At 72.7% G+C, this 20,549-nt stretch carries 22 protein-coding genes; 16 read left to right on the top strand and 6 right to left on the bottom strand.

Annotated elements, in window-relative coordinates:
• The first annotated feature begins 10 nt into the window (after positions 1-10).
• From ACGFH8_RS21105 to ACGFH8_RS21120, 4 genes are all read left to right on the top strand, one after another.
• On the top strand, positions 11-781 hold the full coding sequence (locus ACGFH8_RS21105; RefSeq protein ID WP_393369509.1) for a methyltransferase domain-containing protein: 771 nt from the start codon (positions 11-13) through the stop codon (positions 779-781).
• A gap of 41 nt (positions 782-822) precedes the next feature.
• Complete coding sequence (locus ACGFH8_RS21110; protein ID WP_393369511.1) at positions 823-1,989, top strand: acyl-CoA dehydrogenase family protein; 1,167 nt, start codon at positions 823-825, stop codon at positions 1,987-1,989.
• A 94-nt stretch (positions 1,990-2,083) separates the two neighbouring features.
• Positions 2,084-3,133, top strand: a complete 1,050-nt coding sequence (locus ACGFH8_RS21115; protein ID WP_393369514.1) for a type III polyketide synthase — start codon at positions 2,084-2,086, stop codon at positions 3,131-3,133.
• Between the two features lie 32 nt (positions 3,134-3,165).
• Positions 3,166-3,801: a hypothetical protein gene (locus tag ACGFH8_RS21120; protein ID WP_393369517.1), complete on the top strand. Its 636-nt coding sequence runs from the start codon at positions 3,166-3,168 to the stop codon at positions 3,799-3,801.
• 190 nt (positions 3,802-3,991) lie between these two features.
• Here ACGFH8_RS21120 and ACGFH8_RS21125 read toward each other — a convergent pair whose 3' ends face one another.
• The gene (locus ACGFH8_RS21125; protein ID WP_393369520.1) at positions 3,992-4,678 is read right to left on the bottom strand and encodes a hypothetical protein; all 687 of its coding nucleotides are present in this window, start codon (positions 4,676-4,678) and stop codon (positions 3,992-3,994) included.
• Positions 4,679-5,006: 328 nt separating this feature from the next.
• On the opposite strand from ACGFH8_RS21125, the gene ACGFH8_RS21130 reads away from it, so the two are divergent.
• The 4 genes from ACGFH8_RS21130 to ACGFH8_RS21145 are packed head-to-tail and all read left to right on the top strand — an operon-like array spanning position 5,007 to position 7,781.
• The gene (locus tag ACGFH8_RS21130) at positions 5,007-5,492 is read left to right on the top strand and encodes a CarD family transcriptional regulator (RefSeq protein ID WP_007073334.1); all 486 of its coding nucleotides are present in this window, start codon (positions 5,007-5,009) and stop codon (positions 5,490-5,492) included.
• 55 nt (positions 5,493-5,547) lie between these two features.
• Positions 5,548-6,243: a 2-C-methyl-D-erythritol 4-phosphate cytidylyltransferase gene (gene ispD, locus ACGFH8_RS21135; protein ID WP_393369523.1), complete on the top strand. Its 696-nt coding sequence runs from the start codon at positions 5,548-5,550 to the stop codon at positions 6,241-6,243.
• Positions 6,244-6,259: 16 nt separating this feature from the next.
• Complete coding sequence (gene ispF, locus ACGFH8_RS21140) at positions 6,260-6,742, top strand: 2-C-methyl-D-erythritol 2,4-cyclodiphosphate synthase (RefSeq protein WP_393369526.1); 483 nt, start codon at positions 6,260-6,262, stop codon at positions 6,740-6,742.
• Positions 6,743-6,752: 10 nt separating this feature from the next.
• Entirely contained in the window at positions 6,753-7,781 is a 1,029-nt protein-coding gene (locus ACGFH8_RS21145; RefSeq protein ID WP_393369528.1) for a tetratricopeptide repeat protein, read from the top strand.
• Here ACGFH8_RS21145 and ACGFH8_RS21150 read toward each other — a convergent pair.
• Positions 7,778-8,944: a homogentisate 1,2-dioxygenase gene (locus ACGFH8_RS21150; protein ID WP_393369531.1), complete on the bottom strand. Its 1,167-nt coding sequence runs from the start codon at positions 8,942-8,944 to the stop codon at positions 7,778-7,780. The two genes, ACGFH8_RS21145 and ACGFH8_RS21150, sit on opposite strands and share 4 nt — an antisense overlap.
• A 94-nt stretch (positions 8,945-9,038) precedes the next feature.
• Between ACGFH8_RS21150 and ACGFH8_RS21155 the strand changes: the two genes are divergently transcribed.
• From ACGFH8_RS21155 to ACGFH8_RS21190, 8 genes are all read left to right on the top strand, one after another.
• Positions 9,039-9,908: a hypothetical protein gene (locus ACGFH8_RS21155; RefSeq protein ID WP_393369533.1), complete on the top strand. Its 870-nt coding sequence runs from the start codon at positions 9,039-9,041 to the stop codon at positions 9,906-9,908.
• Positions 9,905-11,101 (top strand): fumarylacetoacetase, encoded by a 1,197-nt coding sequence (fahA, locus tag ACGFH8_RS21160; protein ID WP_393369536.1) that lies wholly within the window; start codon positions 9,905-9,907, stop codon positions 11,099-11,101. Before ACGFH8_RS21155 ends, fahA begins: the two co-directional genes overlap by 4 nt.
• A 172-nt stretch (positions 11,102-11,273) precedes the next feature.
• Positions 11,274-11,483, top strand: coding sequence for a DUF397 domain-containing protein (locus tag ACGFH8_RS21165; RefSeq protein WP_393369539.1), 210 nt, complete (start codon positions 11,274-11,276; stop codon positions 11,481-11,483).
• A gap of 138 nt (positions 11,484-11,621) precedes the next feature.
• The gene (locus ACGFH8_RS21170) at positions 11,622-12,383 is read left to right on the top strand and encodes a hypothetical protein (protein ID WP_393369542.1); all 762 of its coding nucleotides are present in this window, start codon (positions 11,622-11,624) and stop codon (positions 12,381-12,383) included.
• A 220-nt stretch (positions 12,384-12,603) separates the two neighbouring features.
• Entirely contained in the window at positions 12,604-14,232 is a 1,629-nt protein-coding gene (locus ACGFH8_RS21175; protein ID WP_393369544.1) for a helix-turn-helix domain-containing protein, read from the top strand.
• Positions 14,233-14,320: 88 nt separating this feature from the next.
• Positions 14,321-14,800, top strand: a complete 480-nt coding sequence (locus ACGFH8_RS21180; protein WP_393369547.1) for an SRPBCC family protein — start codon at positions 14,321-14,323, stop codon at positions 14,798-14,800.
• Between the two features lie 102 nt (positions 14,801-14,902).
• On the top strand, positions 14,903-16,159 hold the full coding sequence (locus ACGFH8_RS21185; protein WP_393369548.1) for a PQQ-binding-like beta-propeller repeat protein: 1,257 nt from the start codon (positions 14,903-14,905) through the stop codon (positions 16,157-16,159).
• 101 nt (positions 16,160-16,260) lie between these two features.
• Positions 16,261-16,644, top strand: coding sequence for an LPXTG cell wall anchor domain-containing protein (locus ACGFH8_RS21190; RefSeq protein ID WP_393369551.1), 384 nt, complete (start codon positions 16,261-16,263; stop codon positions 16,642-16,644).
• A gap of 74 nt (positions 16,645-16,718) precedes the next feature.
• Here the strand turns inward: ACGFH8_RS21190 and ACGFH8_RS21195 are convergent, their stop codons facing one another.
• The 4 genes from ACGFH8_RS21195 to ACGFH8_RS21210 all read right to left on the bottom strand — a co-directional run bounded on the left by ACGFH8_RS21195 (position 16,719) and on the right by ACGFH8_RS21210 (position 20,542).
• On the bottom strand, positions 16,719-17,603 hold the full coding sequence (locus tag ACGFH8_RS21195; RefSeq protein ID WP_393369554.1) for a hypothetical protein: 885 nt from the start codon (positions 17,601-17,603) through the stop codon (positions 16,719-16,721).
• Between the two features lie 160 nt (positions 17,604-17,763).
• The gene (locus ACGFH8_RS21200) at positions 17,764-18,318 is read right to left on the bottom strand and encodes a hypothetical protein (RefSeq protein ID WP_393369557.1); all 555 of its coding nucleotides are present in this window, start codon (positions 18,316-18,318) and stop codon (positions 17,764-17,766) included.
• 119 nt (positions 18,319-18,437) lie between these two features.
• Entirely contained in the window at positions 18,438-19,541 is a 1,104-nt protein-coding gene (gene hisC / locus ACGFH8_RS21205; RefSeq protein WP_393369559.1) for a histidinol-phosphate transaminase, read from the bottom strand.
• Positions 19,538-20,542, bottom strand: a complete 1,005-nt coding sequence (locus ACGFH8_RS21210; protein ID WP_393370446.1) for an RDD family protein — start codon at positions 20,540-20,542, stop codon at positions 19,538-19,540. The genes hisC and ACGFH8_RS21210 overlap by 4 nt, the downstream gene beginning before the upstream one ends.
• Positions 20,543-20,549: the final 7 nt, after the last annotated feature.

Raw genomic sequence — 20,549 nt, forward strand, 5'->3', positions numbered from 1 at the left:
TCTCGGTGCCATGCGAGACGTGGCTGCGTCCGCGGCGTCCACCGGCCCCCGGGTGCTGCCGCGAAACGATCCGCGCCAGTACGACGACCTGGCCGGTGAGTGGTGGCGGCCGGATGGCGCGTTCGCGATGCTGCACTGGCTGGCCGCGGCACGCGCGGCGCTGGTGCCACCGGCGACCCGCCCCGGCGAGCTGCTGGTGGACCTGGGCTGCGGCGCCGGCCTGCTCGCGCCGCACCTGACCGGCAAGGGCTACCGCCACGTCGGTGTGGATCTGACCCGCTCGGCGTTGCTCCAGGCGGCCGAGCACGGAGTACGCGTCGTCCAGGGTGATGCGACAGCGGTCCCGCTCCCGGACGGCTGCGCCGACGTGGTCTCCGCGGGCGAGTTGTTGGAGCACGTGCCGGCCTGGCCGCGGGTGGTCGCCGAGGCGTGCCGGCTGCTGCGTCCGGGCGGTCTGTTGGTGCTGGACACCCTGAACGACACGGCACTGGCCCGGCTCGTCGCGGTACGGATCGCCGAGCGGCTGCCGACGGTGCCGCGCGGCATCCACGATCCACGGTTGTTCGTGGACGCGCGGGAGTTGGTGGCCGAGTGCGCCCGGCACGGCGTCGACCTGCGGGTGCGCGGCATCCGTCCGCAGGTGGGCGGCCTGGTGGTCTGGTTGCTGCGGCGAGCCCGAACGGGCCGGCGGGGCACGATCTCGACCGGCCGCCGCCCGCGCATCGTGCCGACCCGGTCCACCGCGGTGCTCTACCAGGGGTGGGGGGTCCGAAACGGATAGTCGGGCCGGGACGGGGTACGGCACTGTGAGGAGGAGGCGACATGACGGTGCACGCGCTTGAGGCGGCCCGCCGGTTGGCGCCGCGGTTCGCCGCGCGGGCCGCGCAGCACGACCGGGACGGTTCCTTTCCGGTGGACGACTTCCGCGATCTGCGGGAGGCCGGCCTGTTCGGGTTGATGGTGCCCCGCGCGCTGGGAGGCATGGGAGCCACCTTCGCCGAGTACGCCGCAGTGGCCACTGAGCTTGCCCGGGGCAACGGGGCGACCGCCCTGGTCTTCAACATGCACGCCTCGGTGACCGGCGCGCTGGGCGCGGTCACCGAGGAACTGGCCGAGGCGTTGGGTGTCCCGGACGAGGCGCTTGCCGCCCGGGACCGCCTGCTCACCGCCGCCGCCGAGGGCTCCTGGTACGCGGTCGCGATGAGCGAGCGGGGGGCCGGCGCCCGGCTGTCCCAACTGAGCACGGTCTACGAGGCCACCGACGAGGGCTGGCATCTCAAGGGCAGCAAGACCTTCTGTTCCGGTGCCGGGCACGCCGACGGTTACCTGGTGGCGGCGCGCAGCGTGGCCGACCAGTCGGTGGTCTCGCAGTTCCTGGTGCCGGCCGGCGACGGTCTGACCGTGGAGCCGACCTGGGACGCGCTCGGCATGCGCGCCACCTCCTCACACGACCTGCACCTGGACGTCACGGTGCCCACGGACCGGCTGCTCGGCGGGGTCGAGGGCCTGGCGTTGGTGGTGGCCCAACTGATGCCGCACTGGCTGGTGGCCAGCTACGCGGCCGTCTACGTGGGGGTCGCCCGGGCGGCGATCGACGCGGCGGTCGAGCACCTCAACGAGCGCCGGCTGGCCGGTCTGCCGGCGGTGCGGGCACGACTGGGCCGGGCGGACGCGGCCACGGCGGCCGCCCAACTTGTGGTCGCCGAGGCGGCCCGCCGGGTGGACGAGGTGCCGGGCGACGAGGAGACCAACCGCTGGGTGTGGCGGGCGAAGCTGCTCGCCGGCACCACGGCCGCGGAGGTGGCCGCGTCGGTGTTGGAGGCGGCGGGCACCTCGGCGACCCGCCGTGGCCACCCGTTGGAGCGGCTCTACCGGGATGCCCGCTGCGGCTCACTGCACCCGGCCACGTCGGACGTCTGCGCCGACTGGCTCGGCATCGCCGCGCTGGGCGGCGACCCGGATCGTGACGGATCGGCACCGCGTTGGTGAGCCGGCCGGACGAGGCTCGCAGGAAAGAACGGCCAGCCGAGGTGGCTGGTGGGACGGCCAGGGGGAGGACAGCATCTGACGAGAGGTGGGGATCGTGTCCGTACCAGTGATCGCGGGGCTCGGGGCTGCGCAGCCGCCGTCCGCTTCGCAGGACGAGTTGTGGGAGGGCTTCTTCTCCCGGCACTTCTCCGGCACCACCCGGTCGTTGGCCCAACGGATCTTCGCCAACTCGGGGGTGACCCGGCGGCAGGCCGCGGTCAATCCCCTGCTGGAGGACGTCTCGGACTGGCCGACCGAGCGCCGGATGCGCCGCTACCAGGTGGAGGCGCTGCCGTTGGGCAAGGAGGCGGTGGGCCGCGCGTTGACCGCCGCCGGGTTGGGCGCCGGTGACATCGGGCTGTTCATCGTCTGCTCCTGCACCGGCTACGCCACCCCGGGGCTGGACATCCTGCTCGCCCGGGACCTCGGCATGGCGGCGGACACCCAGCGGATGGTCATCGGCCACATGGGCTGCTACGCGGCGCTGCCGGGGCTCGGCGCGGCGAGTGACTTCGTCACCGCGCGGGGGCGGCCGGCGCTGCTGCTCTGCGCGGAGCTGACCAGCCTGCACATCCAGCCGTCAAGTGCCAGGGTGGACACCCAGCAGATCGTCTCGCACGCGCTCTTCTCGGACGCCGCGGTCGCCGCCGTGGTCGTGCCGGGTGGTCCGGGGTACGCGTTACGCGAGGTCACCTCGGTCACCGACACCTCGACCGCCGACCACATGACCTGGGACGTCACCGATGCCGGCTTCCGGATGGGGCTGTCGCCGAAGGTGCCGCAGGTGCTGTCGAAACACGTACGCGGGTTGGTCGACGACCTGTTGGCCCGGCACGGCGTCACCAGTTCCGAGGTGGATGGTTGGGCCGTGCACCCGGGCGGGCCGCGGATCCTCAACGTGGTGGAGCGGGAGTTGGCCCTCCCCCCGGAGGGGCTGGCGGCGTCCCGGGCGACGCTCGACGAGCACGGTAACTGCTCGTCGCCGACCGTGTTGCTGATCCTGGACCGGTTGGGCCGCTCGACGCCGGCGGCTCGACGCGTCGTCATGCTGGCCTTCGGCCCCGGCCTCACCCTCTACGCTGCTCTGCTCGATCGACAGGAGTAATCATCCGGCGGCCGCGGCGTTACGCTCGATGGATGGGTACGACGGTGGACGAGCGGCTGCGCTCGGCGGTGCTGTTCGGTGCGACGGTGGCCGTCCTGGTCGGCGGTGGCTGGTGGTGGCGCTCGGCCGCGCCCTCCCCGGTGACCCGGCTGCCTGGCGCGGCGGTGACACCGATCGCGGGGCCCGGCGTCAGCTCGTCCTTGGCTCGCGTCCTGGTCCGGGGTGACGAGGTGACCGCGCGGGTCGATGGAGAGACGGGGGCGGTCGACCGGGCGGTGAATGTCCCGCGGGCGGTGATCGACCCGGGCAGCGGTGAGATCCTCGACATCGAGGGTGATCCGAGCTGGCTCTTCTTCCTGGGTGGGCTGCCCTCGTTCCGCGAGACGATCTGGCGGGAGCAGAAGACGCTCGTGCCGGGGCAGCGCGTCGTCCGGCAGGGGGGAGGCGGTGACTCCCGATACCTCCTGCAGTACCGGTGCACCAGGCCGGGCACCCTGATGGTGACGGTCTTCGACGCCGAGCTGGACGGGCCGTCCGAGATCGACTGCGACGGCACGACCACAGGTGCCCAGCTGTTCTCGCACGGCAGGCCGTTCCGGGTGTCGCTGTCGACGGTCGGGGTGCGCGAGATCGACGTCGAGGCGCAACTCGTCGGCCTGCCCCGCTAGGGCGTGTGTCAGAGCCCCTGGCCGGCCTGCGGCGGGCCCAGACGACGACCGGCCGCGTTGGAGATTGGTCCGGATACAACACCGGTATCCGGACCAATCTCCGCCTTGCCGGACCGCCGCCTGGACTCCGCCTCGGCTCGACCGAGGACTTTGACACACGCCCTAGGGCGGGTTTTCGGCAGTCGTGGCGTCAGCCGGCGAGGGCGCTCAGGTCGTCCCGGTAGGAGTCGACAGACCCCAGGTCGGGCAGCACCCGGGTCACTGTGCCGGTGCGATCGACGAGCAGCGCGGTCAAGGTGCCGGGGTGGACCGGTTGACCCAGGAACGACCGCAGGCCGCCGGCGGGGTCGGCAAGTGCCCGGACGCCCGTGCTCGCCGGCGGCGGGGTCGCGACCGTCCGCCCTCCGGCGACGGTGATCACCGCGATTCCCGGGGGCGCGGCTGCCACCGCCTCGTCGATCCGCTCCGGGCAGGGGCAGCCGTCCACCAGGATGATCATGGCGGGGAGCAGGCCGCGCAGCGGCACCGGCGCCTGGGCTGCGTCGACCAGGTCCAGCGCGGGCAGTGCCCGGCCGGCGACGGTCGCGGGAGGCGCGTACGGGGCCGGTGTCGGTCGGTCGGTGCTCCGGCTGGCGCGGGGCCAGGCGACGGCGAGCAGGCCGGCCGTCGTGGTGAGCAGGGCGACAAGCAGCACCAGCGCTGGCAGGGCCAGGCGGCCGGGGTGGTCGCCGGCGGCGCGGCGCAGCTCGCGACGAAGCTGGGCGGCCTCGTCGGCGAGCGCGGAGGCGTCGTCCGGGACCACGATGCGGCCCCACTCGGGCGGTAGGCCGGGCAGGCCGTCGGCTGGCCCGTGACCCTCGGCATCCGGCTTGCCCATCGGACCTCCTGGAAGGGGCTCGAGAGCGGTGTGCGGCTCGGCCTCCAGGGTCCCGCACCAGGGGCGCCTCCCGCTACACCTGGGCGCATTCCCGCCGGCCGCGATACCATGGGAGGAGCGCATAGCCCTTGATCTCGACGTTCTGTTCACCCGTGCCGGGCAGTCATCCGCACGTTACGGAGCGTGTTCGAACCATTGGTTTGACCGCCTGTCAAGCTGAAGCAAGACCTCTCACAGGGCCCCTGAGCTGCGCCAACGGTCAGGACATCGGTGAGACATCGGTGCCTGAGCGTGTTACCCTAGACACAGCGAAAGGGGTTTCGAACCTATGGTTTTCAGTGTCGGCGAGACCGTTGTCTACCCCCACCACGGGGCCGCACTCATCGAGGCAATCGAGACTCGGGTCATCAAGGGCGAGCCTAAGCAATACCTCGTCCTGAGGGTCGCGCAGGGTGACCTGACTGTCCGGGTGCCGGCCGAGAACGCCGAGATCGTGGGCGTGCGTGAGGTGGTCGGCGAAGAGGGCCTCGGTAAGGTCTTCGACGTTCTGCGGGCTCCGCACACCGAGGAGCCGACCAACTGGTCGCGGCGTTACAAGGCTAATTTGGAAAAGCTGGCCTCCGGCAACCCGCTGAAGGTCGCCGAGGTCGTGCGTGACCTGTGGCGCCGGGAGCGGGAGCGGGGCCTCTCTGCGGGCGAGAAGCGGATGCTTGCCAAGGCCCGCGACATTCTCGTCGGCGAGGTCGCGCTGGCCGAGAAGAGCACCAAGGATGAGGCGGAGACGCTGCTCGACAAGGTCCTCACCGAGGCCTAGTCCGCACAGCATCGTCGTCCCACCACACAGCGAAGAAACCACTGAGGACCGCGACGTGACCGCGCAGCTCAACCCGCGCGGTGACGTCGCGGTCCTCGTGCCTGCGGCGGGTGCCGGCGTACGGCTCGGCCCCGGCCGACCCAAGGCGCTGCGCCTGCTCGCTGGCGAGCCGCTGTTGGTGCACGCCGTGCGTCGACTGGCCGCCGCGCCGTCGGTGCACACGATCGTGGTGGCCGCGCCGGTCGCCGACGTGCAGGCAGTCCGTGAGTTGCTGGCCCCGGTCGCACCGGTGATCGTGGTCCCCGGCGGTGCGGAACGGCAGGCGTCGGTGGCCGCCGCGCTGGCCGCGGTGCCCGCCGGCCCGACGATCGTCCTGGTGCACGACGCCGCCCGCGCGCTCACCCCACCCGAGCTCGTCGAATCCGTCGCGGCGGCGGTTCGCGACGGGCGGGACGCGGTGATCCCGGTGCTGCCGGTCGTCGACACGATCAAGGAAGTCGGCGCCGGCGAGGTGGTGCTCGGCACCGTCGACCGTTCCGCCCTGCGTGCGGCGCAGACCCCGCAGGGTTTCCGCCGGGCCGTCCTCAGCGCCGCGCACGCCGCGGCCGGCGACCCCCTCACCGACGACGCCGGGCTGGTCGAGAAACAGGGCGTCACGGTGAGCTGCGTGCCGGGCTCGGAGTACGCCCTGAAAATCACCAGACCGTTCGACCTGGCGCTGGCCGAGCACCTGCTTGGCGCCTCCGGTTGACGCGTACCCTCTGCTCATGATCGTTCCCCGGGTGGCCATCGGCACCGACGTGCACGCGTTCGAGCCCGGCCGGCCCTGCTGGGTCGCGGGCCTGCTCTGGCCCGACCAGGACGGCCTCGCCGGGCACTCGGACGCCGACGTGGTCGCGCACGCAGCCTGCAACGCGCTGCTCTCCGCCGCCGGTCTCGGTGATCTCGGCTCCGCCTTCGGGGTGGACCAGCCGGAGTGGGCCGGCGCGTCCGGGGTGGCCCTGCTGACCGAGACGGCCCGCCGGGTGCGCGCCAGCGGCCTGGAGATCGGCAACGTGTCGGTGCAGGTCATCGGCAACCGACCCAAGATCGGCCGCCGTCGGGCAGAGGCCCAGGAGGTGCTGTCCTCGGCGGTCGGCGCCCCGGTCACCGTCTCCGCCGCGACCACCGACGGGCTCGGCTTCACCGGCCGCGAGGAAGGGCTGGCCGGTGTCGCGGTGGCCCTGGTGTACGACGCGTCGGCCGCCTAAGCTCGCCGCGATGTCCAGCGACCCAGTCCCCGACCGTTCCGCCGCCGACGGCTACCTTCAGCGGGCCCAACTTCTCGCCGAGCTCGGCCGCCACGACGAGGCGGTCGGTGAGCTGACCTACGGGTTGGCCCTGCAACCGGATGACGTGGACGCCCTCACCGCGCTGGCCCGGGTGCACCTGGCCGCCGGCCGCCCGGCCGAGGCGCTCACCGCCGCGGACACCGCCGTGGCGGCCGCACCGGAGGCTTTCCCGCCGCTTGTCGTCAAGGGCATGGCGCTGGCCGACCTGGAGCGTTACCCCGAGTCGGCGGCCACCGCCGACCGGATCCTCGCCCTCGGCCCGGCCGACGCGTACGCCCAGTGGAGCGCGGCGGCGCTCCTGGCGGACGCCCGCAACGGCCAGCCGGCGCTGAACGCGGCCTGGCGTGGCGTCGAACTGGCACCGGAGGAGCCGCAGGCGCACCTGGTGCTCAGCCTGGTCGCCGCCCGGCTGAACCTGTTCGACCTGGCCGAGCGGGCCTACCGGGAGGCGTTACGGCTCGACCCGCGCGTCGCCGAGGCCGGGCACGACGTGGGTGTCCTGCGGTTGGAGCAACGCCGTTGGTCGCAGGCGTTGGCGCACGTCGCCGAGACCGTCACGATCACCCCGAGCCGCATCGACTCGCCGCGGACGCTCGCGCACGGCCTGCACCGCCTGGTGCTCTACGGGGCGGGCTGGTCGCTGGTGGCGGCGGTGCTGGTGGCCTTCGCGGCGTCGGCGAGCGGCGGGTTCTCCCGCGTCCTGGCGGTGCTCGCCGCGCTCACCGGGGGGATCGTCGTCTGGCAGCTCGCGGCCCGGTTGCCGGGGCTGACCCGGACCGTCCTGCCGGCCCTGCTGCACTCCGACCGGGCGATCGCGCTGTCGATCTACGCCGTGGCCGCCGCGCCGCTGCTGCTACTGGTGTACGCGGTGGTCGGCTCCCCGTGGCCCCTGGTGCTGGCCATCGCCGCCACGGCGGTAGCCGAGTTCGCCATCTTCACCAGAACCGCACTCCGCTAGCCGCGACGCGCCCACGTCCAGGCGTATCCCTCGTCTTCGCAGGTGTTGGCGGCGTCGCAGAGATCCAGGGGGCGGAAGGTGTCGACCATGACGGCCAGCTCGTCGAAGTAGTCGGCCCCGATGGAGCGCTCGGCGGCACCCGGCTGGGGGCCGTGGGTGAAACCGGACGGGTGCAGCGAGATCGAGCCCTGATCGATGCCGGAGCCGCGGCGGGCCTCGTAGTTGCCGCCGGTGTAGAAGAGCATCTCGTCGGAGTCGACGTTGTGGTGGTTGTACGGCACCGGGATCGAGTCCGGGTGGTAGTCGACCTTGCGGGGCACGAACGAGCAGATGACGAAGTTGGGGCCCTGGAAGGTCTGGTGCACCGGCGGGGGCTGGTGGATGCGGCCGGTGATCGGCTCGAAGTCGTGGATGGAGAAGGCCCACGGGTAGAGGTGGCCGTCCCAGCCGACCACGTCGAACGGGTGGTTGGCGTAGACGTAGCGGGTCCAACCACGCCGGTGGCGGACCAGCACCTCGACCTCTTCGCCGTCGACGAGCAGCGGGGCGTCGGGGCCGCGGACGTCGCGCTCGCAGTACGGCGAGTGTTCCAGGAACTGGCCGCGTACGGAGAGGTAGCGCTTGGGTGGGCCGATGTGGCCGGAGGCCTCGACGGTGAGCAGCCGGACCGGTTGGTCGCCGGTGGGCACCAGCCGGTGGATGGTCGAGGTGGGGATGACGACGTAGTCGCCGGCGACCGCGTCCAGCGCCCCGAACGGGGACTCGACCCGCAGGGTGCCCGACTCGACGTAGAGGCAGTGGTCGCCGGTGGCGTCGCGGAACAGCGGCGAGGGCCGGTCGGCGAGCACGTACCCGATCCGGACGTCGTCGTTGGCGAGCAGGTACTGCCGGCCGAGGATCGGGTCGGCACCGCCGGTGTCCAGCTTGTGGGTGCGCAGGTGGCGGGGCTTGAGCGGCAGGTTCGGGGCCCTGGTGAACGCGGGTGGGGTGAACTCGTCGGCGGCCAGGATCGCGGTGGGCGCGTGCCGGTGGTAGAGCAGGGACGAGTCGGAGGAGAAGCCCTCCTGGCCCATCAGCTCCTCGGCGTAGAGGCTGCCGTCGGGTTGACGGAACTGGGTGTGGCGCTTGCGCGGCACCTCGCCGACGCTGCGGTAATACGGCATTTCGCCTCCCGATATGTCCCGTCCACCGGCCAGGTGTGTCCGATAATCGGACGTTGTTGTCCGTTCCTCGTAGCGTCCCGTACATTCTTGTTCCGTGTCAACGCAGGTGCCCGCACTCCTGACCGGCCTGGTGGACGACGCTGCCGTCTTCCCGCCGGGCAGCGCCGCGCTGCACGACGCCCTGGCCGCCCACCGCCAGCACCGCGCCGCCTGGTACGCCGACCTGGTCGGCCCGCTGCTGGTCCCCGCCTCGACAGTCGCGGCCGGCAAGCTGAGCGGTCTCGTCGACAGGGGCGAGGGTCTGGTGATCGGTCTCATCGGGGACACCGGTGTCGGTCGGCTGCCCCTCGCGCTCTCCTTCCTCGCCCCCGACGGCGTCACCGCGCGGCAGGTCGAGGTGGCGGTCGCCAAGCGTGGCGAGGACCCGCTGCCCGGAATCGCCGAGTTGCTGCGGCTGACCGACGCGCTCCCGGGCGTGGAGACCGTCTACGCCGAGCTTCCGTTGACCTTCGGGCTGACCGGCGCGCTCGACGCGCTCGCCGCCGCCCGCGCCGACGGTGTGCCGATCGCCGCCAAGTTCCGCACCGGCGGACTGGCCGCCGAACTGTTCCCCACCCCGGCCGAACTGGCCGCGGTGATCTGCGCCTGCCGGGACCGGGACCTGCCGTTCAAGCTCACCGCCGGGCTGCACCAGGCGGTCCGCCACCTCGACCCGGAGACCGGCTTCACCCACCACGGGTACGCGAACGTGCTGGCCGCGACGCTGGCCGCCGCCGACGGTGAGGGTGTGGCCCGGGTCGGTGAGCTGTTGACGGCTCTCGACCCGCGCCCCCTGTTGGAGCGCGCGACGACACGGCTGCACGAACCTCGTCCGCTCTGGGTCGGCTTCGGCTCGTGCAGCATCCTGGAACCACTTACCGATCTGATCCGGCTGGGGCTGGTGAACGGGGGCTACGACGCATGACCTGGGTGACCGGCGTTGACGGTTCGCCGTACGGGGTGACGAACCTGCCGTACGGGGTCTTCCGGCGCGACGGGGGCCGGCCGCGGATCGGCGTACGGATCGGGTCGTGGGTGTTCGACCTGGCCGCCGCGGAGACCGCGGAGCTGCTGCTGGCCGCCGGCGCGTTGTGCCGACCCACCCTCAACGAGTTCATGGCGCTGGGGCGTCCGCAGTGGGTCGCGGTGCGGCAGCGGATCACCGAGCTGTTGACCGACCCGACGCACCGGGCCGCCGTGGAGCCGATGCTCGTGCCCCTCGACGACGTGGAGTTGGTGCTCCCGATCGAGGTGGCCGACTACGTCGACTTCTACTCCTCCGAGCACCACGCGTCGAACGTCGGGCAGATCTTCCGCCCCGGTCAGCCGCCGCTGCTGCCCAACTGGAAGCACCTGCCGATCGGCTACCACGGGCGGGCCGGCACGGTTGTCGTCTCCGGCACGCCGGTGACCCGGCCGACCGGCCAGCGGGCCTCCGCCGAGGGCCCGGTCACCGGCCCGTCGGTACGCCTCGACATCGAGGCCGAGGTCGGTTTCGTGGTGGGCGTACCCAGCCGGTTGGGTGATCGGGTGTCGGTCGACGACTTCGCCGACCACGTCTTCGGGGTGGTGCTGGTCAACGACTGGTCGGCCCGGGACATCCAGGCCTGGGAGTACCAGCCGCTCGGACCGTTCCTCGGCAAGTCGTTCGCCACCTCGGTCTCGGCCTGGGTGACGCCGCTGGACGCGCTCGGCGACGCCTTCGTCCCGGCCCCCGACCAGGACCCGCCGGTGGTCGACTACCTGCGCGACGTGCCGCACCTGGGTCTGGACCTCCGGCTGGCGGTGGAGTGGAACGGCGCGCTGGTGAGTGAGCCGCCGTTCGCCACCATGTACTGGACGCCGGCACAGCAGTTGGCCCACCTCACCGTCAACGGCGCGGCACTGCGCACCGGCGACCTGTACGCCTCCGGCACCGTCTCCGGTCCCGACCGCGCGCAGGTCGGCTCGTTCCTGGAGCTGTCCTGGGGTGGGGCCGAGCCGGTCCCGGTGGGCGACGAGAGCCGCACCTTTCTGGCCGACGGCGACACGGTGACCATCACCGCCACCGCTCCCGGCCCGGACGGCACCACAATCGCCCTGGGCGAGGTCAGCGGCACCATTCGTCCGGCCCACTGAGCGGTCGCATTCCATCCGTCTCGTGCACGGGACCGGTTATCGCACAGCCGGTGCGATAACCGGCCCGGGTTGACCCGTTGATCGTCCGGATCCCGTTGCCTCGCCGCGCGATCCGAGCCGGGCTCAACCCGGCTGCCAGCGGTGGGGCCCATCGCACACGGAGGTAACGACGATGCACGAACTTGCGGGCGCGATCTGGCGTACCAGCAGCCGTTCCAACGACCAGGGGCTCTGCGTGGAAGTGGCGGACAACCTGGTCGACGTCCATGGTCTGGTCGCGATCCGCGACTCCAAGGACCAGGCCGGCCCCACACTCGCGGTCAGCCCGCCTGGGTGGACGGCGTTCATCGGCGCGATCCGGGTCGGTCGCTTCGAACACTGACCGGAGCATCGGCACCGGTCGGCGACGGCCGGTGCCGAGCGGTCGTCCGGGGCCCGTCCTGTCCCGAGTGCTCGTCCGGGACTATCCCAGCCAGCGGATTGCTTGCCGAGATCAATTCGTACAACTGCAGTGGTGGACATGAGAACCCATTCGGTTGAGGGCGGAATTCGCCCCACCACACGCAACGCGATCCTCGGCACCATCTCCCTGCTCGCCGCGCTCAGCGTGATCCTCGCCCTGGTGACCGGCTCGGGCGACAACGCCAACGCCGCCAAGAGTCGGGTGCAGGTCATCCAGCCCGCAGCCGTTGGCTCGGGTGACACGGTGGCCCAGGGCAACGACGGCACCACCGACCGGGCCATCGCCGAACGGTCCAGTGGCGAACCGACCCAGAGCGACGAGGTCACCGCCGACCGGGCCGCCGCCGACGGCAGCGAACTGGCCCAGGGCGGCGACGTCGCCGCCGACTCCGACCAGGCCGCCGAGGACAGCGGCGAACTGGCCGAGGGCGACGAGGTCACCGCCGATCGGGCCGCCGCCGGTGCCACGAAGGCCAGGCCGTGTGAAGGACACGGATACAAGCGGTACAACCCGCGCCGTACGTTCGCGTGGCAGAAGACGTCGGGCTGGCTGTGGGCGACCCGCAACTCGAAGCCGGGCGACACGTACGTGCAGTTCCGCTCCGGAGGCGGCGAGTACGTCTACAAGGAGTTGACGAACTGCAGCAACGTCCGTGGTTGGATGGCCGGGGCCGGCTCCTACCGCTACAAGCACTGCGGTGACCTGCGCGCGTGCACCTTCACGTCCTGGAAGACCATCACGACGAAGGGCAGTTGCTCCCGGGTCTACAACAAGATCACGGCGTACGACCCCGGGCACCACAAGTGCTTCACCTACTAGTCGGCGCACCGTCGAGGGCATCGCTCAGGTGACCCCCGCCGGCTCTCCGACCTGATCATCAACCGTACCGACTTGAAACGATCCCACCGCCCGGCCATGCTCAATCGGCCGGGCGGTGGGTCGTCCACTGTCGACACGGCCCGACCAGCACCGAGCGGAGTCGACGCTCGGATGCCCAGCGGGTGTGTCGGGCTGGCTGAGCGGGGGGGAGAAACGGTCGATGGCGAACGAGCAACCCACCGTCGGTGGGCCGCCTGACCCACAGGCCGCCGGCTCGGCGGCCGAGTTCGTGGCCCAGATGCGGGCGCTACGTCAGTGGTCCGGACTGACAATTCGGCAGGTCACCAGGAAGGCGCAGGAGGCCGGCGACGTGCTGCCGCACAGCACGCTGAACACGGCGCTGGGCCGGGCCACCCTGCCGAGGGAGGAGTTGGTCGCGGCCTTCGTCCGGGCCTGCGGCGGCGACCAGGACACGGTGGACGCCTGGATCACGGTGCGCAAGGGGCTTGCGGCGGCCGCCGCCGGTCAGCCCGAGCCGGTCACCCCCGTCGCCACCACGACCGCCGGTGCCAACTCGATCGCCGACGAGCCGAGGGTCCGCCCACCGTGGGGGCTGCTCGACGAGGCACCGCCCCTACCGGCCGAACTGTCGCAGGTGACCGACTGGGAGCGCGACGGCACGCGGCCGCCGGAGGCGACCGGCGACGAGCCGGACGGCAGCGAGACGGTGACAAGTGCATCGGCTGTCGCCGGGTCGAGCAGCGACGAGCCGGCCGCCGTCGTCGGCGAGCCGCGCCGATACGCGGTCGAGCCGGATCCGTCCGCCACGCGCGAACCCGCACCGTCGCCCCGAGGGTCCGATCCGGCTGCCGCGCGGTCCGAGCCGGTCGCGGGCGAGTCGGTCGCGACTCCGGACCGGCCAGTGCGCGTTCACGCGTACGCCGAGGGGCCGCTGGCGACGGCCGTGCGGAACCGGCGCGGCAGCGCCTGGTCGGGACTGCACCGCAAGCGGGCCGCGGAGGCCGACGGGGTGGCCGTCGCACCGCTGCGGCTGCGCGACTTCGTGCCGCCGCTGGCTTTTCGGGCTGGCTGGTCGACGCGTGTGCTCCTCGGCGCAATGGTTGTCCTGCTGGTCCTGGTAGCCGTCGGCGTGGCGGTCCGGGCGCTCCGTGATTCGCAGCGGGGTGAGGGTCCGGCAGGTGTGCGGGCGGGGCCGACCGCAGGCCAGGACGACGGGGAGCAACTGCTGTCGAAGGATCGCGATGGAAAGACAGCCAGCCCCAGCCCTCCCTCGAGCATCGTCGTCCCGGCGCCCACGACCAGGGCGCCGAGGTCGCCCAAGGCGTCTCCGACGAGGGCTGCCGCCGCCGCGCTGCCCGCGGCCGGCACGTACCGCATGATGCCGGCGGCCACCGGCGGTGGGTCCAACTGTGTGGGCGTGGGTCCGGAGCCCGGCAACGACCGGCCGGAGGTGGCCGTGATCGTCTCGTGTGCCGAGGCCGAGCCCGCCGCCAGCGAGCTGCGGAAGGTGGCGGCCAACACGTACCAGATCTATTGGGCGCGCCCATCCGGCGGTGGCGGATGCCTACAGGTCGACCCCGACCCGAACGGCGAACCATCGACCGCCCACGGGCAGTTGGTGGCGCCGCGCGGCTACTGCAACCGTCCGGATCAGCGGTTCATCCTCGAACCGGTCCAGACGGACGTGGGCCAGGGTTACCGGCTGCACGCCGCCACCGCACCGAAGATGTGCATCGGCCCGATCGGCGGTGGCCGAACGGCGGGCACCGCAGTCGCCCAGGTGTCCTGCTTCAACGACGACGTGCAGGTGTTCCTCTTCAAGCCGTAGTGCCCCCGGTCCGCAGCTGTGGAAAATTCGTTCCCGGGGCCACGGCCGGCCCTCACTCCGCGTACCGTCGGGGATACGGGAGGCTGGCATGTCGACGGTGGCGGTTACCAGGTTCATCGAGGCGCACGCTGTCGATGTCTGGTGTCTGCTGACCGACCTGCCCGGCCGCGCGGCCCGGCTGACCGCCGCCGGCCCGATCGAGGTGCTCACCCCGGGTCCGTTCGGGCCGGGCACCGCCTGGCGCGAGGAGCGATCCCAGCCCGGCGGCGGCACGCTCACCGAAGAGTTCCTGGTGGTGGAGGCAGTCGCGCCGCACCGGTTGGTGCTCTGTTCCTCGGGTGCTGGCGTGGACTACCGGATCACCTGGAGTTTGCGGCAGGTCAAGCGTCGCCGCCGAGGTTGCACGGCGGTCACCGTCACCCACGAGGCCGCGCCGACCGCTCCGTACGGTCGGGTGGTGGCGCTGCTGCTCGGCGGCCTCGCCGCGCGGGCGGTCGAGGTGGCACTCGGGCGCGACCTCGCCGACCTGGCCGTGGCGGCCAGTGCCGGCGCCGTCGAAGCCGCCTGAGCACCGGCTGGTCACCTTCGCCTCCGCCTCCGCGCGTGGTCGCCGTGACCTGCGCGGGGTCCGGCCGGTTCCGCTGGGTAGGGTGCCGGGCGGAGGTGCGGCATGGGGATCCCGAGAGGCCGACGACGGCTCGTGATGGCGGTCGCGGCGCTGCTCGCGACCGTGGCCGTCGCGGTCATCGCCTATCGGGTGCTCGCGCCGGCCGAGGTGAGCACAGTGGCCCACGCCGCGTATCCACCGCCGGCCCAACCGGCCGCCGGTGTGGTCGGTCGGCTGCCGGTCGCCCCGTTGATCGTGGACGGGAGACTGCGGGTGTACGCCGCACACCGCCAGGTCTACGCCGACCGGCCGGTCGACGGTCGGCACCGGACCACCCCGTACTGGTCGTACCGGCGCTGGCCGGCGGAGTTGACCGGGGTGGTCGCCAGCGGCAGGACTGTGGTCAGTCGCTGGTCCGACGGGAAACTTGTCGCGCTCGACGCGCCCACCGGTCGGGTGCTCTGGCGGGTCGACGGCCCGGAGCCCGCCGAGACTGAGGCGGTGGTACGTCGTACCGGTGCGGCCACCGTCTGGGACCCGCGCGGGCTGCACCTCGCCGACCTCTCGGACGGCCGCACGGTGGTGGTGGCGAGCGGCGAGGCCGAGGCGCGCGGGGTCGAGGTGAGCGGCGGTCAGCAGTTGTGGCGGGCCGAGTTGCCCGGCCGGTGCCGCAGCGACCTCGGCACCACCGCCAGCGGACAGCTGATCGGTCTGGACCGGTGCGCCGGACCCGCGACCGTCGAGTTCCGGGACGCGGCGACCGGCGTGGTGCACGAACGGTGGCGACCGCCGGGTGGCCCGGACGAGTTGGTGGTGACTCCGCTCGGATGTCGTACCGGCCGGTCGGACTGCCCGGCCCTGCGCACCTCGGGACCGGGCGACGCGGCCGGTCGGGGATGGCTGGTGGGCCCGGGCGAGCCGGTCGCTGCCCCGGTGCTCGATCCGGCCGGGGCCACGGTGGTGGGTGACCAGGTCGTCGTGGTGCTCGACGGAGCGGTGGTGGGTCGGTCGGCGCGTACGGGTGCCGAGTTGTGGCGGTCGGCCGATCTCGGCGCGGTGCGGGTCCTGGCCGTGCAGCCCGGCCGGGTGCACCTGCTGACCGAAGCCAACAGCCTGGTGACGCTGGACCCGGTGACCGGCAGGCAACTGTCCCGCTTCTCGCTGAACGTCGGACGGGACGGGACGGGCTGGGTGCCCGGGGCGGTGGGGGCCGAGGGCGGCTACGTCGCGGTGGAACGTCTCCGCCGGCCGGTCGACCCTGCCGCGGACGACAGGCGCTACTACCTGACCGCCGAAGCGGTGATCCTGGCCGCCACCTGATCGTGGTGTCTCCGGTGCCCGGAAACCCGAACCGTACATACCCTTTGTCGGTAAAAGGTATGTTTTTCATGGTTCAGGTTTCCTCGGGAAGGGGTCCACGCATGGGCAGGACAGCAGCCAACTACCTCGTGGGTGGCGCACTGGCCGCCGCGGCGAGCCTCGCGCTCGCGGTTCCGCCGGTGCTCGACGCCGATCCCGCGTCGGCGCGCGGGTTCACTGCCGCCCGGGTCGCGCCGTCGGCGGACACCGGCGTCACCTTCGAGATCCTGCCGGCGTCACCGACGCCCACGCCGACGCAACCCGCACCACCCACGCCCACGCCGACACAACCCGCGCCACCCACGACGGCGCCACCCCAGCCCACTCCCAGCCACGGTCAACTGCCGGTCACCGGTTCCGGCGGGTCGACGTTGCTGCTCCTCGGACTGGGCGTGATCCTGCTGATCGTCGGTGGCCTCGCCGCCAGTCGTCGGCGGCGAGTGTGACGTACGCCGGCCGTCGGCGGTTGGCGGAGGCCCGCCGCCGGCGGCCGATGCGCTGCCCGACCGCCGGCCTGGCGTCATCGTCCGGCCGGGACTCGCTCCCGTGGCCTGCCGGTCGGAGGTCGAGGCGACTGGCGGGACCGGCGGCGGACCAGCACCGCGAGGCCGACGAGGAGCAGGAGGCCCGCGACGGCTGCCGCCACGGTCCAGCCGGACGTCATCCGGGAGATGACGCTGCCCCGCTTGCCGACCTGACCCGCGTCGGGAAACTGGATCTGCGCGCTGACGCTGCGCTTCACCAGACCGCTCTCCAGGTTCACCTCGATCTTCCAGGGCCCGTTCGGCAACGCGGCCGGCAGTCGGGCGATGACCTGCCCGGAGCCACCCGGCGGTAGCGTGACGCCCTGCCCGACCTGGAAGGGGCCGGCCCGGCTGTCGGCTGGTCCGTCGCTGAGGGTGACCGTGCCGGTCAGGTCGATGGCACGGCCGCCGGTGTTGGTGACCTGGGCGGTCACCGAGGGCTCGCCCTCGGGGCTGCGGGCCGGGCGAAGTTCACCGATCGAGAAGTCGGAGACCGGTTCACCTCCGGGTCCGATGTCGAGGTACATCCGGACGCCGACCCGGTGGATCTGGGTGACCTCCCCGCCGGCCCGGGGCGCGGAGGTGGCGGACGCCCAGATCACTCCGTACCGCTCGCCGCGCGAGGCGGGCGGCGGCACCGTGATGGTCGCCAGGACCCGGGCCTCGCCCCACGCTTTCACCTCGACAGCCGAGGTGTCGAGGGTGACCCAGGAGGTCAGCTCGTTGGCGGCGCGGCCCTCGCCGAACCTGAACTCCGAACCCTCGACGGTCGCCGCCGCCGGATACACGTCGATGCGGCGGTCCTCGTCGGTGCGATTGGCGATCAGCAGTTGCCGTTTGATCGTGGTGCCCGGCGGCAGGTGATCGACGATGTAGCGCAACGCCCGGGGGTCGTCGCGGCGGTTGGTAGGTGCCTCCAGCAGCCGGATTCCGAGGCGGTCGTCGGCGTCTGGCTCGGCCGCGCCGGCCCGGGTCGACAGACCCGGACCGGCGAGGGAGAGCAGCGCCAGCGCGACCGCGACGGTCGACCGGCCGTGGCGGCTAGGCCACCGAATGCGTCACCGTCCCGGTGTAGACGCCCGCGATGCTGTCCAGCGGCACGTTGACGACCAGGGTGGGGTTCCAGGCCGCGGTGTTGCCGCCCGTGCCACCGGTGTGGGTGAACGCCGTGAGTGGGGTGACGCTGTCCAGCGGCGCGGCGGCCGCGGCGTTGACCTGACCGGGCGTGAAGGTGCCGGTGCCGGTGGTCGCCGTCGCCGGACCGGACCAGTAGTCGATCTCGCCCGGGAGGACCGTCTCGGCGGGGGTGCCGCCGCCGGTCTGGAAGACGGTGGCGGTCACCGAGGCCACCCAGGAGGCGTCCGCGGCACCCCGGGAGTCGGTGACCGTGACCGTGCCGAGTTGGCCGGTGATGATGCTGCCGGGCGCACCGCTGCCCAGGTCGGCGGTGGCCGGCGCGTCGATGTCGAGGGTGCCCGCCTCCACCTCGAAGGTGACGGTGGTGGTGTCGGTGGGCGCGGCGGCGGCCGGTGCGGCGAGGAAGCCCACCATCGCGGCGGCGGCCGCTCCGGCGAGGCAGATCTTGGCAGTACGCACTGTTTGATACCCCGTTCTCGAAGTGAGCCGGTGTGATTCCTCGATACAACCGGCTACTTCGGAAGATAGGGCAGTTAGCGGGCGGAAGCGGACAAACCGAACTTATAGCCCGATCCGGGTCAGGTCAGTGCCGACTCGGCGGCGGCCAGGAACGCGTCGTTCTCGGCAGGGGTGCCGATGGTGACCCGGACCCCGTCCCCTGCGAACGGCCGCACGATCACCCCGCGCGCCTCACACGCCTTGCCGAACGCCACCGCCCGCTCGCCCAGCGGCAACCAGACGAAGTTGGCCTGGCTCGCCGGCACCTCGGGCACGAACTTGCGCAACGCCTCACCGACCCGGTCCCGCTCGGCGACGACCAGGGCGCAGCGGCGCTCCATCTCCGTCACCTGTGCCAGCGCGGCGAGCGCCCCGGCCTGGGCCGCGGTGCTGCTGGAGAACGGGGTCGCCACCTTGCGGATGGCCGCGGCCACCACCGGCTGGGCAACCAGCCAGCCCATCCGCAGGCCGGCCAGACCCCACGCCTTGGACAGGGTGCGCAACACCGCCACGTTCGGCCGGTCCAGGTAGTCGAGACCGTCCGGCACCTCCGGGTCGGTGACGAACTCCCGGTACGCCTCGTCGATCACCACAAGCACGTCGTCCGGCACCGCGTCGAGGAACCGGTCCAGCTCGGCCCGGCGCACCGCCGTACCGGTGGGGTTGTTCGGGTTGCAGACGAAGATCACCCGGGTCCGGTCGGTCACCGCCGCGGCCATCGCCGCCAGATCGTGCCCGTGCCCGGCGTCGTTGGGCACCCGCACGCTCGTCGCGCCGCTGGTCGCCACGATGATCGGGTACGCCTCGAAGGACCGCCACGAGTAGAGCACCTCGTCGCCGGGCAGGCAGGTGGCCCGGACCAGGTGCTCGGCGAGCGCCACCGACCCGCAGCCGGTGGCGATCCGGTCGGCGTGCACCCCGTACCGCTCGGCAAGCGCGTCACGCAGCGCGACCACGCCCATGTCCGGGTAGCGGTGCGAGGTGGTGATCGCCTCGGTGACCGCCTCCACGACGCCCGGCAGCGGCCCGTACGGCACCTCGTTGCTGGCCAGCTTGATGGCCTCCGGCAGGCCCAACTCCCGAGCCAGGTCGGCGGGACTGCGCCCCGGCACGTAGTTGGGCAGCGCGTCCAGGTCGGCGCGGGTCAGCCGCAGCGCCGGCTGGTGACGTCCGGAGTCGGTCATGGGGTGTCTCCCGAGGGCTGGTTGCGGTCGTTCGAGGGGGTGGGATCGTGCGGAACTTCGACGACGACCGTCTGCGCGCGCTTGTCGTGAAGCGCCTGACGCAGCGGGTGGTCGAAGAGCGGGGAGAGGGCGTCGACGAGTTGCAGCACCAGACCGATCCCGGCGCAGTACCAGAGCAGAGTGGGCAGACCCAGCGTGCTCCACCGGCTCAGCGACCGACCCATGCCCAGCGGCTGGTCGGCGGCGATCGGCACCGCCCGGATCCGCATCAGCCGCTTGCCGACGGTCTGCCCGTTGGCGGCCATGGCCGGCACCTCGTACGCCAACCAGAGCGCGGCGGCGACAAGCAGGATCACCAGCAGGAGCGATTCGGCCTGCGGGCCGGGCAACGGCAGGTCCTCGGTGGAGGTCTCGCTCCGCGCCGCCCGCCGGAAGACCTCCTGCCAGTACGGGGCCCACTCCTGCGCCAGACGCCAGACGAACCAGCCGTTGGCCACGATGTTCAGCGCGAAGACGAGGCCGAAGTCGATCAGCCGGGCAACGAACCGGCGGCCGTAACCGGCCAGCACGAGGCCGTGCGGCCGTGGCTCGGGCGGTCGCACCGGCACACCCGGGTGGCCGGGCGGGGGCGCCCAGCCCGGTTGGCCGCCCGGAGGCGCCCAGCCCGGCGGACTGCCCTGCGGACCCCAACCAGGCGGGCCGGCGGCCGGTCCCCAACCTGGACCGGGGCCGGGCTGCGGGCCGTACCCCGGTGGTGGGCCGTACCCCGGTGGTGGGCCCTGCTGCGGCGGCCCGCCGGGCACGACGGTCGCCGGGCCCGAGGTGCCCACCGCGACGGGCGCGCTCGGGGTGACCGGCGCCGGCGGCGGCTCGACCGGCGGAGGGCCGTCCGGCGGGGTGGCATCGACGGGGATGGGCGCGCCGAGCCAACCCTCGCCGTCCCAGTAACGCCGGGTGTCGGTGTCGGCCGGGTCCACATACCAGCCGGGTTGAACGCTCACGCCGCCG

The sequence above is a fragment of the Micromonospora sp. NPDC049175 genome (genome assembly GCF_043197345.1).
Lineage (GTDB): Bacteria > Actinomycetota > Actinomycetes > Mycobacteriales > Micromonosporaceae > Micromonospora.

Bases quoted from the DNA above. Each gene is read 5' to 3' on its own strand.
- ACGFH8_RS21180 (WP_393369547.1), top strand. From the start codon at position 14,321: ATGTCGACGGTGGCGGTTACCAGGTTCATCGAGGCGCACGCTGTCGAT.
- ACGFH8_RS21190 (WP_393369551.1), top strand. From the start codon at position 16,261: ATGGGCAGGACAGCAGCCAACTACCTCGTGGGTGGCGCACTGGCCGCC.
- ACGFH8_RS21175 (WP_393369544.1), top strand. From the start codon at position 12,604: ATGGCGAACGAGCAACCCACCGTCGGTGGGCCGCCTGACCCACAGGCC.
- hisC (WP_393369559.1), bottom strand. From the start codon at position 19,541: ATGACCGACTCCGGACGTCACCAGCCGGCGCTGCGGCTGACCCGCGCC.
- ACGFH8_RS21125 (WP_393369520.1), bottom strand. From the start codon at position 4,678: ATGGGCAAGCCGGATGCCGAGGGTCACGGGCCAGCCGACGGCCTGCCC.
- ACGFH8_RS21105 (WP_393369509.1), top strand. From the start codon at position 11: ATGCGAGACGTGGCTGCGTCCGCGGCGTCCACCGGCCCCCGGGTGCTG.
- ACGFH8_RS21145 (WP_393369528.1), top strand. From the start codon at position 6,753: ATGTCCAGCGACCCAGTCCCCGACCGTTCCGCCGCCGACGGCTACCTT.
- ACGFH8_RS21165 (WP_393369539.1), top strand. From the start codon at position 11,274: ATGCACGAACTTGCGGGCGCGATCTGGCGTACCAGCAGCCGTTCCAAC.
- ACGFH8_RS21150 (WP_393369531.1), bottom strand. From the start codon at position 8,944: ATGCCGTATTACCGCAGCGTCGGCGAGGTGCCGCGCAAGCGCCACACC.
- ACGFH8_RS21170 (WP_393369542.1), top strand. From the start codon at position 11,622: ATGAGAACCCATTCGGTTGAGGGCGGAATTCGCCCCACCACACGCAAC.
- ACGFH8_RS21110 (WP_393369511.1), top strand. From the start codon at position 823: ATGACGGTGCACGCGCTTGAGGCGGCCCGCCGGTTGGCGCCGCGGTTC.
- ACGFH8_RS21185 (WP_393369548.1), top strand. From the start codon at position 14,903: ATGGGGATCCCGAGAGGCCGACGACGGCTCGTGATGGCGGTCGCGGCG.
- ACGFH8_RS21130 (WP_007073334.1), top strand. From the start codon at position 5,007: ATGGTTTTCAGTGTCGGCGAGACCGTTGTCTACCCCCACCACGGGGCC.
- ispF (WP_393369526.1), top strand. From the start codon at position 6,260: ATGATCGTTCCCCGGGTGGCCATCGGCACCGACGTGCACGCGTTCGAG.
- ACGFH8_RS21120 (WP_393369517.1), top strand. From the start codon at position 3,166: ATGGGTACGACGGTGGACGAGCGGCTGCGCTCGGCGGTGCTGTTCGGT.
- fahA (WP_393369536.1), top strand. From the start codon at position 9,905: ATGACCTGGGTGACCGGCGTTGACGGTTCGCCGTACGGGGTGACGAAC.